The organism is Pseudoduganella violacea (genome assembly GCF_014191875.1).
Classification (GTDB): domain Bacteria; phylum Pseudomonadota; class Gammaproteobacteria; order Burkholderiales; family Burkholderiaceae_D; genus Rugamonas; species Rugamonas violacea_A.
The window spans coordinates 423,571-437,503 of record NZ_JACHXD010000001.1; the positions used below are offsets into that span (position 1 = coordinate 423,571).

Below are 13,933 nucleotides of genomic sequence, written 5' to 3' on the forward strand. Positions count from 1 at the left end.
TTATCCCTTGAGGTGCTCTTCGAGCAGCTTATGCAGGGCCGGGAATTCCGGCTGACCCACATAGCGCTTGATGATCTTGCCGTCCTTGTCGATGACGAAGGTGGTGGGCGTCATCGCCACATCGCCATAAGCCTTGGCCGCTTCGCCCGTCACGTCCAGCGCCACCTTGAAGGGCAGCTGGCGCGTTTCGGTGAAGTTCACCACGTAGTTGGGCGCATCGTATTTCATGGCGACGGCCACGAATTCCAGGCCTTTGTCCTTGTACTTATTGTAAGTGTCGACCATCTGCGGCATCTCGGCCACGCAGGTGGTGCAGGACGTCGCCCAGAAATTCACCATCACCACCTTGCCGCGCAGGCTCTCGGGCGTGATCTTCTCGCCCTTGATACCGACGAAGGTCACGGCGGGCGCGCTGTTCTTGCTGTTCAGGGTGGAATAGGCGGCCAGGCCGGCGGCGGCCAGCAGGACGGCGGCGATGGCGGGTTTGACCCAGGCTTTGGAGGAGCTTGTCATGGTGCGAAGGCGGTTGGACGCGGGATGCGGCCATTATAGTCCGGCCGCGCCCCGCTTGTCTGAAGCGAGCCTGAAAGCCGGAGGGCTTCCAGGCGCCGCGGCGGCATCAGCGTGCCGCTGCCGGTTGCTGCTGTTGTTGAGGCGTGGGCTGGTACTGCTTCCACTCCTCTTCGGTGATGTACTCGAAGACTTTCACCACCTTGCTCACGCCGCTCACGCCGCGCGCGATTTCAGCCGCGATATTGCCTTCGCGCTGGGTCACGCGGCCCATCAGGAAGACGGCGCCGCGCTCGGTCACGATCTTAAAGCTGTTGGCCGAGATATCGCGCGAGTCGATCAGGCTGGCCTTGACCTTGGTGGTGATCAGGGCGTCGTTCGAGCGCGAGGTGAAGCTGGCCGGGCCGGCGATTTCCAGCTCGTTGACCACCGATTCCACGTTCTCGATCGCCTTCACTTCGCGTTCGACGCTGGCTTTCATCGCCTCGTCGGCGACTTCGCCGGTGATCAGTACTTTGCGGTTGAATGCGTTGACATTCACGTGGCCTGCATTGCCCAGCACATTCGGCAGCCGCACGTCGGCTTTCAGGCCGATGGCCTTGTCCTCGGTCTGCGCGCCGAAGGTGCGACGGTCGGAAGCGGCCACGGTACCGGCCACGGCGCCCGCCGCAACCAGGCCCACGCAGCCGGACAAAGTGCTCAGCAGCGCGCCGCCGATCAGGACCAGCGCCACAGGGCGCGCCAAACGGGCATGCAGGCTCCGCGATTTACTCATTCACATCTCCTCCGAACAGGGCGACGTCGATGCCGTCGCAAATACAGTGGATGGTTACCAGGTGGACTTCCTGGATGCGCGCCGTGCGTTCCGCCGGCACGCAGATATGCACATCGGCGTCGGTCAGCATCTTGCCCATGGCGCCGCCGCCTTTGCCGGTCAGGGCCACCACGCGCATCTCGCGCTCCAGCGCCGCCTCGACGGCCGCCATCACATTGCCCGAGTTACCCGAAGTGGAAATCGCCAGCAGAATGTCGCCGGCCTGGCCGAAGGCCTGCACCTGCTTGGAGAAGATTTCGCGGTAGCTGTAATCGTTCGCCACCGCCGTCAGGATCGAGGTGTCCGTGGTCAGCGCGATGGCCGGCAGCGGGAAGCGTTCGCGCTCAAAGCGGCCTACCAGTTCGGCGGCGAAGTGCTGGGCATCGGCAGCCGAACCGCCATTGCCGCAGACGAGGATCTTGTTCCCGTTCGAGAGAGCGGAGAACATCAGTTCGATCGCCTGCGCGATGGGCTGCGCGAGAGCGGTGGCGGACTGGATCTTGATTTCGGCACTTTCGTGGAAGTGCGAGAGGATGCGTTGATTATTCATAGTGTGCATGATTATAGTGCAGGCGTAGGGTGGGTCGGACAAGCCCTGTAAAAAATGCTTACATTTCGAGTACGTGGCGCAGCCAGACCAGTTGTCCGCCATCGATGGCGATGACGTCGAAGCGGCAGGGCGGCAGCGGCTGATAGCGCAGCAGGTAGAACTGGGCGGCGCGTATCAGGCGCCGCTGCTTGGCCGGCGTAATGCTGGCGGCGGCCCCGCCGAAACGCTTGCTGGCGCGCCGCCGCACCTCGACAAAGACCAGGACGGCGCCGTCGCGCATGATCAGATCGAGCTCGCCCACCTTGCAGCGGAAATTGCGTTCGACCAGCTGCAGGCCCTGGCCCAGCAGATGCTCCAGGGCCGCGTCTTCGCTGGCCTGGCCCGTCAGCTGCTGGCTGGTGCGGGCCATGGCTTCTTCGGCTCAGGGCTGGGTGGACAGCGGCACCGGAATGCCGTTGCGGTACACCGCCGGCAGTTCGCTGCGTTCGAAGTAAGCCGCGCCCTGGCCGAAACTGACCGAGAGCTGGCCGGTCACGCCGTCCAGCGTGAAGCGGGCGCCCGGACGCAGGGCGATCTCGCGCGCCACGCGGAAGGCGTCGATGCCGAGCGCGTACAGGCGCTCCATATCGGCGCTCAGGCGCGCATCGTCGCGCGGTATCGGCTGCGGATAGACCATCACCGCCGGATGGTCGCGCTGCAGCTGCCACGGCAGGTCGAGCAGGCGCACGCCATCCAGCTCAGGGCCGGGCAGCAGGCGGCTGCGGCCGGGATTCAGGGCGGACGTGCCGTAGATCGGCATCTCGCCCAACGGCGGCGCCGACAGGGCCACGCGCAATTGGCGCGCCTGGTCGGTGTCGAGGGCTGCGAACAGCACGGTGGGGCCGGCCGTCTGCAGGCGCGCGCGCAGCGCCACCAGTTCCGGATCGCTCAGATAGCCGTTGATGGCGCTCATTTCCTGCGTCTGCGCGGTTTGGCCCTGGCGCTGCCACTGGCTGGAAAAAGCGCTGGCGATGCGGCGTTGCCAAGCGGCGTTGCCGCTCAGGATCAGGGCCGTGGCGCCGGGATGCTCCTGCGCCGCCCAGCGCGCCGCCTGGCGCGCCTCGTCCTCGATCGACAGACCCATGACCAGCATCTTCTCGGGCAGCGCCGTATCGCCGCGGCCATCCGGATGATTCAGCGCGATGGTCGGCTTGTTCACCAGCGCGCTGCCCGCCACGGCGGTGACGGCGGAACGGGCCAGCGGGCCGACCACGATATCCTGCTGTTCCAGGCTGGCGGCGTAGCTGGACAGGACATCTTGCGCCGCATCGCCGGTTTCCACCACGGTGACGACGAAGCCGTCGCGGTCGCGCTCCCACGCCGCCAGGAAGCCCGCGCGCAAGGCGTCGGCGGCCTGGCCCAGGGCCTCGGAACGCAGCGGCAGCAGCAGGGCGATGCGCACCGGCTGGCCCGCCTTCGGCTGGGCGGCGGCCGGCGGCGCGCGCTCCTCGCTGGCCGCACCGGGCATGGCGACGGCGTAAGTCTGGGCCGGCGGCGGCGGCTCCTCGGCCTTGGCCGGCGGTGGCGCGGGCGCCGGTTTCGGCGGTGGACTTGTCACCGACACGATTGGCGCGCACAATCGGCCGGGCGCGCCGCAAGGCGCGCTGCATGCGCCGACAAGCGCCGCAACGAGGCCCAGTAACAGTATTCTTATTTTCCTAGCCAGCATCCATACCCCCAATGACAGTTCAAGATTCCAGCCCGATCGCCAACCTGCCCATCATGGGCGAAGCTGCGCACCAGACCTATCCTAGCGCAACATTGTATGTAGTGGCGACCCCCATCGGCAATGTCACCGACATCAGCCTGCGCGCGCTGCACGTCCTGAGCCTGGTCGATGCCGTGGCTTGCGAAGATACGCGCAACACCGCCCAGCTGATGAACCGCTTCGGCATCAGCAAGCCGCTGCTGGCTGCGCACATGCACAACGAAAGGGAGGCGGCGCAGATGCTGATCGCGCGCCTGCAAGCCGGCGAGCGCATCGCCCTCGTCTCGGACGCTGGCACGCCCGCCGTGTCCGACCCCGGCGCCCGCATCGTCGACGCCGTGCGCAAAGCCGGCCTGAATGTGGTGCCGCTGCCGGGCGCCTCGGCCGCCGTCACGGCCATTTCGGCCAGTGGCCTGGTCAACGACGAATTCCACTTCGTCGGCTTCCTGCCCGCCAAAGCCAAGCAGCGCGAAAGCGTGCTGCAAAGCCTGGCCGCCGCCAAGCCGATACTTGTCTTCTACGAAGCGCCGCACCGCATTCTTGAATGCGCCGCCGCGCTGAAAGAAGCGTTCGGGCCCGAACGCCAGGTCGTGTTCGCGCGCGAGCTGACCAAGTTGTTCGAAGAAATCCACCGCTGCCCGCTGGCCGACGCCGAAGCCTGGCTGCGCGCCGATGCCCACCGTGAAAAAGGCGAGTACGTCGTCCTGGTCGACGGCGCCCCCGCCGCCGATGAAGAAGGCGACGCCGAAGCCGAGCGCGTGCTGGGCATCCTGCTGGCCGAACTGCCGCTCAAGCAAGCCGCCGGATTGGCCGCCCAGATCACCGGCCGCAAGAAAAACGCCCTCTACGACCGCGCCCTCCAGCTCAAAAACGCCTGACCACCGTCCAGCCCGTGTCCACCTTGGGGTCAGACCCCATTCGGACACGAGCACAACCATACTTCCATGGTGGCATTACTGTTGAGTCTGTGTCTGATTGGGGTCTGACCCCACGGTGGACACGGGCTCAGCTGTGGGAACTACCACTTGCAGCCGTGGTCTTTTTTGTCCATCAGCAGGAAGAGGGGGGCGAGCAGGCCGCCGGGCAGGCCGTCTTTGCAGTCGGGGCGGGCGGCTTTGGTCATCTCGCGCGCGAGCTTGCCTTCCTGGATGTCGCGCTGGCGCTGCTGGGCTTTGAGGCGGGATAGCGGGGCGTCGTCCGGCAGTTCGGGTTCGGAGGCAAGCTGGCGCGCCGATTTGCGCGCGGCGTCGAGGTCGAATTTGCCATTGCTGGCCGGCTGGGCGAAGGGATCGGCCGGCAGGGCCGGAGCGGCGACGATGGCTTCGTCCGCCGGTTTTTCGCGGATGGGCTGCGCTGCCCGTTTTTCGGTACGCGGCCGGATGGCCAGCTCCTGCCGGCGTGTGACCGGTTTGGCGGCCGGCCCGGATTTGGTCTGGGCCACGGGCGGCGGCGCTTCCGGCGCCACGGGCGCGGCGGCCGGCTTGGGCGGTGCGGGACGCAGCAGCCACACCGTGGTCGTGCGCCGCGCCTCGTCCGGCGGCAGGACCTTGAGCGGGGGCGTACTGCCGCGGTACATAAGGATCAGCAGCGCATGCACCAGCAGCGAAACCACGATCCCGGCCAGCATGCCGCCCGGCCGCTGGGCGCTGGAGCGGAATGCGGGTGCTGCCTCATATGCGGTGCTGCTCTGATCCATGATTGCTTACCTCGGTGCCAACATAATCAATTTAGCACGCCCAGAATGAAGGTCGGATGAAGTTTTTTCGCGCAGGCGCTTGACGACCGGCTGAGCTGCTTGTATTATCTTGCTTCTTCGGAGTGTAGCGCAGCCCGGTAGCGCACCTGGTTTGGGACCAGGGGGTCCAAGGTTCGAATCCTTGTACTCCGACCAAAATTTAAAATCCCGTGTGATGGCAACGTCACACGGGATTTTTCCATTCCCGGGGGCAGACCACGCTTTTCGGAAAGTCTTTCCCGAAAAACGTGGTCTGTCCCCGGTTTTATTAGCCCGCGCGCTTGGCCGCGATGGCGTTGCCGGCGCGGCTGGCGCCTTTGCGGCCCAGGAATTGCGAGATGAACTGGCCGGCGTCGACCACGATGTCCAGGTCCACGCCGGTTTCAATGCCCAGCCCCTGCATCATGTACAGCACGTCCTCGGTCGCCACATTGCCGGTGGCGCCCTTGGCATACGGGCAGCCGCCCAGGCCCGACACCGAGGAGTGGAAGATGGCGATGCCCGCCTCCATGCTGGCGTAGATATTCGCCAGCGCCTGGCCGTACGTGTCGTGGAAGTGGCCGGACAGGCCTTCGATGCGGAATTCGCGCGCCGCCGCCGCCATCACCGCCTGCGTCTTGCGCGGGGTGGAGACGCCGATGGTGTCGGCGATGTCGATCTCGTCGCAGCCCAGGTCGCGCATGCGGCCCACCACGTCGGCCACGGCTTCCAGCGGCACCTCGCCCTGGTAGGGGCAGCCGAAGGCGCAGCTGATGCTGCCGCGCAGTCGCAAGCCATGATCCTTGGCCGCTTTCGCCACGTCGACGAAGCGCGCGATCGATTCGGCGATCGAGCAGTTGATATTGCGCTGCGAGAACGCTTCCGAGGCCGAGCCGAAGATCACCACCTCATCCGCGCGCGCCGCCAGCGCCGCCTCGAAGCCCTGCATATTCGGCGTCAGCGCGGAATAGACCACGCCCGGCTTGCGCGCGATGGCCGTCATCACTTCCTTGCTGGTGGCCATCTGCGGCACCCACTTGGGCGAGACGAAGGAAGCTGCTTCGATATTGGCGAAACCGGCCGAGGTCAGACGGTCCACCAGCTCGATCTTCACTTCGGCCGGCACGTTTTCCTTCTCGTTCTGCAGGCCGTCGCGCGGCCCCACTTCGACGATTTTGACTTGCTTAGGCAAACTCATATCAATACCCCTGCTCGCGGTTGATCACATCGGCCACCGGCTCGCCCTTCGCCAGCAGACGCATTTTGTGGGCGATCTGCTGCACGCTTTCGCGGCGCAGCGTCAGCGCCGAGATATGCGGCGTGATGGTGATGCGCGGCTCTTCCCAGAACGGATGCTGCATCGGCAGCGGTTCGTTGCGGAACACGTCCAGCGTGGCGGCCGCGATATGGCCGGTCTTCACCAGCGTCAGCAGATCGGGCTCGGACACATGGCCGCCGCGCGCCACATTGATCAGGTAAGCGCCTTGCGGCAGCTTGAGCATATTCGTGCGGTTCAGCAGATTATTGGTCTCGGAGGTCAGCGGCAGCATGCACACCACCACGCGCGAGCCGGCGAGGAAGGCGTCCAGCCCCTCGCTGCCGTGGAAGCATTGCACGCCGTCGACGCGCTTCTCGCTACGGCTCCAGCCGCGCAGCGGGAAGCCGAATTCCTTGAGCGCCTGCAGCACGCGGCTGCCCAGCATGCCCATGCCCAGCACGCCGACGGAGAATTCCTCCTTCTCGTGCTGCGGCAGCTGCAGCCACTGGCCATTGCGCGCCTGGACTTCGTATTCGTCCAGGCGGCGGTAATAGCGCAGCACGGCATGCGCCACATATTCGGCCATCTGCACGCCCATGCCGGCATCGCCCAGGCGCACGATGGGAATCTCGCGCGGGATCATATGCTCGTGCTTCATGATCGCGTCCGCGCCGGCGCCGGTCAGGAAGATGGCCTTCACTTCCGACAGCTCGCGCAGCATGGCTTCCGGCGGCGACCACACCACCGCATAGTCGCAGGGCGGCGCTTTCACGCCATCCTGCCAGAGCACGACTTCCGCCTCAGGCAGGAACTCGGCAAAATCCTTGATCCACGGGCCGGTCTGGCCGTCCGCGCGGTACAGCAATATACGCATGGTGTCCTCTCCTCAAGCTGTTTTGAACGCGAGCAGCGGTGCGCCATCGGTGACCTGGTCGCCGATGGCATACAGGATCTCGTCCACCAGGCCGTCATGCGGAGCGGTGATGGTGTGCTCCATCTTCATCGCCTCCATGATGACCAGTGCCTCGCCCTTTTTCACTTGCTGGCCTGCTTTGGCCAGCACCGCCACCACCTTGCCCGGCATCGGCGCGGTGAGGCGGCCGCCTTCGGCTTCCGCTTCGCCCGCATGTGCCATCGGGTCGTTATAGGCCAGCGCATAGTGGCCGCCGCCGGTGAACACATGGAATAGTTCACCGTCGCGGCGCACCGTACCATGCACCGAGGTTTCACCCAGCTTGATGCTTAAATCCACGCCATCCTGCGACATCAGGCCCACATGCGCCTCGATGCCTTCCATCGCCAGCAGCCAGCCCTGATGCAGATAGCTGAACTGCGGCTGATAGTTCTTGCCATGCTCGTCGCTGAAGGACAGCTTGCGCGCATAGGCCGTATTCATGCGCCAGCCCAGGGCTTGGCCCCAGGGATCGGCGCGGTTGGCGCCCGACTGGGCGGCCGATTGCTCTTTTTCCTGTTCCACCAGGGCCACGGCGGCCAGGGCCACGGCGGCAGCCGGCACCGAGCGGGCCGGCGGGAACAGGGCTTCCTGATTGCGTTCGATCAGGCCCGTATCCAGGTCGGCGTTGGCGAAGGCATCGCCTTCCACCAGGCGCTTGAGGAAGGCGATATTGGTGGCCAGGCCGACGATCTGGTATTGCGACAGCGCTTGCGCCATGCGCGCCAAGGCTTGTTTGCGGTCGGCGCCCCAGACGATCAATTTGGCGATCATCGGATCATAGAAGGGCGAAATCGCATCGCCTTCGCGCACGCCGGAATCGATGCGCACAGCCGAGGGCAGGTTCGGAATGCCGCCCAGTTCGAAATTCGCCGCCTCCGGCGTTTCCAGATGGCGCAGCGTGCCGATCGAAGGCAGGAAGCCTTTCTCCGGATTCTCCGCATAGATGCGCGCCTCGATAGCGTGGCCGGTGATTTTCAGCTCATCCTGTTTTTTCGGCAGCGGCTCGCCGGCCGCCACGCGCAGCTGCCATTCCACCAGATCGGTGCCGGTCACCATTTCCGTGACCGGGTGTTCCACCTGCAGGCGGGTGTTCATCTCCATGAAGTAGAAGCTGCCGTCCTGGTTGGCGATGAATTCCACCGTACCGGCGCCCACATAGCCTACCGCCTTGGCTGCCGCCACGGCGGCGTCGCCCATGGCGGCGCGGCGTTCGGCCGTCATATTCGGCGCAGGCGCTTCCTCCAGCACTTTCTGGTGGCGGCGCTGCACCGAGCAATCGCGCTCGAACAGATAGATGCAGTTGCCCAGCGTGTCGGCAAACACCTGGATCTCGATATGGCGCGGACGCTGCAGATACTTCTCGGCCAGCACCTTGTCGTCGCCGAAGGAGCTGATCGCTTCGCGTTTGCACGAGGCCAGCGCGTCCTTGAACGCCGCCGTGTTCTCCACCACGCGCATGCCCTTGCCGCCGCCGCCGGCCGAAGCTTTCAGCAGCACCGGATAGCCGATGCGGTCCGCTTCCTTGTGCAGGAAGTCGGGGTCCTGCTCGTCGCCGTGGTAGCCCGGCACCAGCGGCACCTTGGCTTTTTCCATCAGCGATTTGGCGGCCGACTTGGAACCCATGGCGCGCATGGCCGAAGCCGGCGGGCCAATGAACACCAAGCCCGCTTCGGCACAGGCATCCGCGAACTCGGCGTTCTCGGACAGGAAGCCGTAACCGGGGTGGATGGCCTGCGCTCCCGTTGCCAACGCCACGGCGATGATCTTGTCGCCGCGCAGATAGCTTTCCTTGGCGGGCGCAGGACCGATCAGCACCGCTTCGTCGCACACCGCCACATGTTTGGCGTTCGCATCCGCTTCCGAGTACACGGCAACGGTTTTGATGCCCATGCGGCGAGCGGTGGCGGCGACGCGGCAAGCGATTTCACCGCGGTTGGCAATCAGGATTTTTTTGAACATGGTCTCTTTCTTTACAGCTCAAAGGGCTGGAAGTTTTTTTGTCGAGGGTTTCAAAGGACGGAAATCAGCAGCCGCAACTTTCCTTCTGCACCGATTCCAGGGTGGCGGCGCGCGTCGGCAAGCCCAATTTGGCCAGCAGGGCGCGGTCGTCGTTCGCTTCCGGGTTATCGGTGGTCAGCAGCTTGTCGCCATAGAAGATGGAGTTGGCGCCGGCCATGAAGCACATCGCCTGCACCGCTTCGCCCAGCTCGCGGCGGCCGGCCGACAGGCGCACGCGCGCTTTCGGCATGGTGATGCGGGCCACGGCGATGGTGCGCACGAATTCCAGCGGGTCGAGACGGTCCATGCCGTACAGCGGCGTGCCTTCCACCTGCACCAGGTGGTTGATCGGCACCGATTCAGGGTAGGGATTCAGGTTCGCCAGCTGGGCGATCAGGCCGGCGCGCTGGTCGCGCGTTTCGCCCATGCCCACGATGCCGCCGCAGCAGATTTTCAGGCCGGCGTTGCGCACGTGGCCCAGGGTGTCCAGGCGGTCCTGGTATTCGCGGGTGGAGATCACGTTATCGTAGAACTCGGGCGCGGTGTCCAGATTGTGGTTGTAGTAATCCAGGCCGGCGGCCTTCAGGCGCTCGGCCTGGTCTTCTTCCAGCATGCCCAGGGTGGCGCAAGTTTCCAGGCCCAGCGCCTTCACTTCGCGCACCATCTCTTCGACCTTGTCCATATCGCGCTCTTTCGGGCTGCGCCACGCGGCGCCCATGCAGAAGCGGGTGGCGCCGTTTTCCTTGGCCTGGCGCGCCGCTTCCAGCACGGTGTCGATGCCCAGGATCTTCTTGGCCTCGACGCCGGTGTCGTAGCGCGCCGCCTGCGGACAATAGCCGCAATCCTCTTCGCAGCCGCCGGTCTTGATCGACAGCAGGGTGGCCAGTTCCACATCGCCTTCCGGGAAGTTGGCGCGCTGGATTTGCTGGGCGCGGAACATCAGTTCAGGGAAGGGCAGTTCGAACAGGGCCAGCACCTCTTCGCGCGGCCAGGTCGCCGCTTCCGGCAGCTTGATTGCCGCGGTAGGGCGGTGCAGGGCGACGGTTTTTGGTTCTTGCAGGGTTTGCGGCATTTTCTTTCCTTACACGTTCAATTGTTATGACGGACCGGCCAGTTGGGCAGGCTCGTAAAGTTCAGGTATTCGGCGGCGGCGGCGGCCGTGGGCTGTTCCAGGCGCGGCACGCGGCCCAGCAGCGGCGCGCCGAGGCGTGCTTCCAGCGCTGCGATATTTTCGTCGAAGAAGCGCATTTCCGCTTCCAGCGTATTGGCCACCCAGCCCACCAGCTTCAGGCCGCGCGCGGCGATCGCTTCGGCGGTCAGCAAGGCCTGGCTGATGCAGCCCAGGCGCATGCCCACCACCATCACCACCGGCAGGTTCAGTTGCTGGGCCAGGTCGGCGCTGTCGTATTCGTCGTTGAGCGGCACGCGGAAGCCGCCCACGCCTTCCACCACGGTAGCGTCGGTGGCGGCGGCGATTTCCAGGTAGGCCGCCAGAATCGGCACCGGGTCGATCACCACGCCTTCCAGCGCGGCGGCGATATGCGGCGCGGCCGGCTCTTTCAGCATGAAAGGCGTAGTCAGTTCGGGCAGCATGGCGACATTGCCGGCGGCGGCCAGCATATCGGCATCGTCGTTATGCAGGCGGCCGTCGCGCAGTTCGGCGCCGGCGGCGATCGGCTTCATGCCGCAGGCGCGCGCGCCGCTGCGCGCCAGCGCATACAGCATGGCGGCCGAGGTCAGGGTCTTGCCGATTTCGGTATCGGTGCCCGTGACGAAGCAGGAGAAGCGGGGCGGCATGCCGCTGGCGGCAGGCGCCGTTTCGGTTTGAGGTGCGATCACCGGATCTTCCAGGGCCATCTTAAGTCCTTTCCAGTTCATTGAGCGCGGCGATCAGTTGCGCCACGTCGCGCGTGCTATGACCGGCCGACAGCGTGATGCGCAAGCGCGCCGTATCCGCCGGCACCGTGGGCGGGCGGATGCCGCCGACCCAGATACCTTGCTCGTACAAGGCGGCGGCCGCGCGCATGGTTTCCGCATTGTCGCCGATAACGATGGGCTGAATGGCTGTGCGCGAGGGCAGCAGGCGCCAGCGCCGCAGGCGCAAGCCATCCTGCAATTGTGCCACCAAAGCCTGCAGGTGCGCGCGGCGCTCCCGGCCTTCGGCGCCGCCCAGGATATCCAGGCTGGTCAGCAGGGCGTGGGCCAGCGCCGGCGGCGCGGCCGTGGTGAAGATATAGGGCCGGGCGCGCTGCACCAGGGTTTCGATCACGCTGCGGTGGGCGGCCACGAAGGCACCGCCGACGCCGGCGGCCTTGCCCAGCGTGCCGACATACACGATATGCGGCGATTGCAGGCCGAAATGCTCCAGCGCGCCGCGTCCGCGGCTGCCCAGCGTGCCGAAGCCGTGGGCGTCGTCCACCACCAGCCAGGCGCCATGGCGCTCGCACAGGGCCAGCAATTGCGGCAGCGGCGCCAGATTGCCGTCCATGCTGAACACGGCGTCGGTGACGACGATCTTGTTGCTGGCGGTGCTGGCTTGCAGCATGCCCTCCAGCGCCGCCACATCGGCGTGCGGATAGACTTTCAAGCTGGTGCGCGCCAGGCGCGCGCCATCGATCAGGGAGGCGTGGTTGAGCGACTCGGAGAAGATTTCCGTGTTCTTGTCGCCCACCGCGAGTCCGGTCAGCACGGCCAGATTGGCCATATAGCCGGTGCAGAAGTAGAGCGCGCGCGGCTCGACCAGATTCGGGCCGACATATTCGGCCAGCTTTTCTTCCAGCTGCACGTGGGCGCGGCTATGGCCGCTGATCAGGTGCGAAGCGCCGCTGCCGGTGCCGTACAGGTCCACGCCTTCGCGCAGCGCTTCCGCGATCAGCGGGTGGCTGGCCAGGCCCAGGTAATCGTTGCTGCAGAAGGCCAGCAGTTCGCGCCCACCCACCTTCATGCGCGGGCCGCAGGGCGTTTCTACCGCGCGGCGCTTGCGGATCAGGTTTTTCTCTTGCAAGCCTTGCAGCTCGCTTTCCAGTTTTTCCAGCAATTCCATCGTCATCCCGCCAGGCTTTGTTCGAACACGGCCAGCGTGCGCTGGGCCAGGATGCCGATTTCCTCATCGTTGAGGATATACGGCGGCATCAGATACACGGTGGAACCGATGGGACGCAGCAGCAATTCCTGCCGCGTGGCGTTGGCGAAGAAGCGGCGCGAGAAGCCCGGCGCGGCGTCGATGGCGTCGAAGGCCCAGATCATGCCGCGCTGGCGGAAATGCGCGGTGCGTTCATGCTGGGCCAGCGGCGCCAGCGCCGCCGTGATGCGGGCGGCGCGCGCCCGGTTCGCTTCCAGCACATGGTCTTCGGCGAAGATGTCGAGCGTGGCCAGCGCGGCGCGGCAGGCCAGCGGATTGCCGGTGTAGGAATGTGAATGCAGGAAGCCGCGCGTCACGTCTTCGCTGTAGAAAGCCTGGTAAATCTCTTCGCGCGAGAGCACGATGGAGAGCGGCAGGTAGCCGCCGCTGATGCCCTTCGACAGGCACAGGAAGTCCGGCCAGATCCCCGCCTGTTCGCAGGCGAAGAAGGTGCCGGTGCGGCCGCAGCCGACGGCGATTTCGTCCAGGATCATGTGCACCTGGTAGCGGTCGCACAGCGCGCGCACCAGTTGCAGATACAGGGGATCGTGCATGGCGAAGCCGGTGGCGCACTGCACCAGCGGCTCGATGATGATGGCGGCGATGCGGCCTTCGGCCTGCTGGAAGGCGCGCTCCACGTCGGCGGCGGCGCGGCGCGCCACATCCTGCGCCGTTTCGCCTTCCTCGGCCTGGCGCGCATCGGGCGACATCACGGTCTGCGCGGCGCGCAGCAGTGGGCCGTAGGCATCCTTGAACAGGGCGACATCGGTGACGGCCAGCGCGCCGATGGTTTCGCCGTGATAGCTGCCTTTGAGGCAGAGGAATTCCTGCTTATCAGCCTTACCGCCATTGCGCCAGGCGTGGAAGCTCATCTTCAGCGCGATCTCGACGGCGGAAGCGCCATCCGAGGCGTAGAAGGCATGACCCAGGGTATTGCTGGTCAGGTCCGACAGGCGCTCCGACAGCTGGATCACCGGTTCATGGGTGAAGCCGGCCAGCATCGCGTGTTCCAGCATGTCCAGCTGCTCGCGCAGCGCCGCGTTGATGCGCGGATTGGCGTGGCCGAACAGGTTCACCCACCAGGAGCTGATCGCGTCCAGATAACGATTGCCCTGGTGGTCGTACAGCCATGCGCCGCGCCCATGGCTGACCGGAATCAGCGGCGTGCTTTCATGATGCTGCATCTGGGTGCAGGGATGCCATACGCTGCGCAGGCTGCGCGCTACCCAGTCGGTTTGTCGATTCGCTTCCAAAAATTACTGCTCC

14 protein-coding genes and 1 tRNA gene are annotated in these 13,933 nt (G+C 65.6%); 2 read left to right on the forward strand and 13 right to left on the reverse strand.

Going from position 1 to position 13,933, the window contains the following annotated elements; translation table 11 throughout:
* The 5 genes from FHS03_RS01920 to FHS03_RS01940 all read right to left on the reverse strand — a co-directional run bounded on the left by FHS03_RS01920 (position 1) and on the right by FHS03_RS01940 (position 3,477).
* On the reverse strand, positions 1-513 hold the full coding sequence (locus FHS03_RS01920; protein WP_183439322.1) for a peroxiredoxin family protein: 513 nt from the start codon (positions 511-513) through the stop codon (positions 1-3).
* Positions 514-619: 106 nt separating this feature from the next.
* Positions 620-1,285 carry a BON domain-containing protein gene (locus FHS03_RS01925; RefSeq protein WP_183439323.1) on the reverse strand — a complete coding sequence of 222 codons (666 nt, stop codon included), beginning with the start codon at positions 1,283-1,285 and terminating at the stop codon, positions 620-622.
* Complete coding sequence (locus FHS03_RS01930) at positions 1,278-1,874, reverse strand: phosphoheptose isomerase (RefSeq protein ID WP_050410573.1); 597 nt, start codon at positions 1,872-1,874, stop codon at positions 1,278-1,280. Before FHS03_RS01930 ends, FHS03_RS01925 begins: the two co-directional genes overlap by 8 nt.
* Positions 1,875-1,932: 58 nt before the next feature.
* Positions 1,933-2,283 carry a YraN family protein gene (locus tag FHS03_RS01935; protein ID WP_183439324.1) on the reverse strand — a complete coding sequence of 117 codons (351 nt, stop codon included), beginning with the start codon at positions 2,281-2,283 and terminating at the stop codon, positions 1,933-1,935.
* Between the two features lie 12 nt (positions 2,284-2,295).
* Entirely contained in the window at positions 2,296-3,477 is a 1,182-nt protein-coding gene (locus FHS03_RS01940; protein ID WP_371871567.1) for a penicillin-binding protein activator, read from the reverse strand.
* Positions 3,478-3,593: 116 nt separating this feature from the next.
* On the opposite strand from FHS03_RS01940, the gene rsmI reads away from it, so the two are divergent.
* Positions 3,594-4,499 (forward strand): 16S rRNA (cytidine(1402)-2'-O)-methyltransferase, encoded by a 906-nt coding sequence (gene rsmI, locus FHS03_RS01945; RefSeq protein ID WP_183439326.1) that lies wholly within the window; start codon positions 3,594-3,596, stop codon positions 4,497-4,499.
* A 140-nt stretch (positions 4,500-4,639) separates the two neighbouring features.
* Here rsmI and FHS03_RS01950 read toward each other — a convergent pair whose 3' ends face one another.
* A complete protein-coding gene (locus FHS03_RS01950) occupies positions 4,640-5,317 on the reverse strand; it encodes a hypothetical protein (RefSeq protein WP_183439327.1) in 678 nt (225 codons plus the stop codon).
* Positions 5,318-5,435: 118 nt separating this feature from the next.
* Between FHS03_RS01950 and FHS03_RS01955 the strand changes: the two genes are divergently transcribed.
* Positions 5,436-5,512 (forward strand) — tRNA-Pro (locus FHS03_RS01955).
* A 112-nt stretch (positions 5,513-5,624) separates the two neighbouring features.
* Here the strand turns inward: FHS03_RS01955 and FHS03_RS01960 are convergent.
* The 7 genes from FHS03_RS01960 to bioA form a co-directional block, all read right to left on the reverse strand.
* Positions 5,625-6,533 carry a hydroxymethylglutaryl-CoA lyase gene (locus FHS03_RS01960; protein ID WP_183439328.1) on the reverse strand — a complete coding sequence of 303 codons (909 nt, stop codon included), beginning with the start codon at positions 6,531-6,533 and terminating at the stop codon, positions 5,625-5,627.
* A gap of 1 nt (position 6,534) precedes the next feature.
* Positions 6,535-7,467 carry a 2-hydroxyacid dehydrogenase gene (locus tag FHS03_RS01965; RefSeq protein WP_183439329.1) on the reverse strand — a complete coding sequence of 311 codons (933 nt, stop codon included), beginning with the start codon at positions 7,465-7,467 and terminating at the stop codon, positions 6,535-6,537.
* A 12-nt stretch (positions 7,468-7,479) separates the two neighbouring features.
* A complete protein-coding gene (locus FHS03_RS01970; RefSeq protein ID WP_183439330.1) occupies positions 7,480-9,507 on the reverse strand; it encodes an acetyl/propionyl/methylcrotonyl-CoA carboxylase subunit alpha in 2,028 nt (675 codons plus the stop codon).
* A 64-nt stretch (positions 9,508-9,571) separates the two neighbouring features.
* On the reverse strand, positions 9,572-10,618 hold the full coding sequence (bioB, locus tag FHS03_RS01975; RefSeq protein WP_183439331.1) for a biotin synthase BioB: 1,047 nt from the start codon (positions 10,616-10,618) through the stop codon (positions 9,572-9,574).
* 17 nt (positions 10,619-10,635) lie between these two features.
* Positions 10,636-11,403, reverse strand: a complete 768-nt coding sequence (gene bioD, locus FHS03_RS01980; RefSeq protein ID WP_183439332.1) for a dethiobiotin synthase — start codon at positions 11,401-11,403, stop codon at positions 10,636-10,638.
* A gap of 1 nt (position 11,404) precedes the next feature.
* Positions 11,405-12,589: an 8-amino-7-oxononanoate synthase gene (gene bioF, locus FHS03_RS01985; protein WP_183439568.1), complete on the reverse strand. Its 1,185-nt coding sequence runs from the start codon at positions 12,587-12,589 to the stop codon at positions 11,405-11,407.
* A gap of 2 nt (positions 12,590-12,591) precedes the next feature.
* Positions 12,592-13,920, reverse strand: coding sequence for an adenosylmethionine--8-amino-7-oxononanoate transaminase (gene bioA / locus FHS03_RS01990; protein ID WP_183439333.1), 1,329 nt, complete (start codon positions 13,918-13,920; stop codon positions 12,592-12,594).
* Positions 13,921-13,933: the final 13 nt, after the last annotated feature.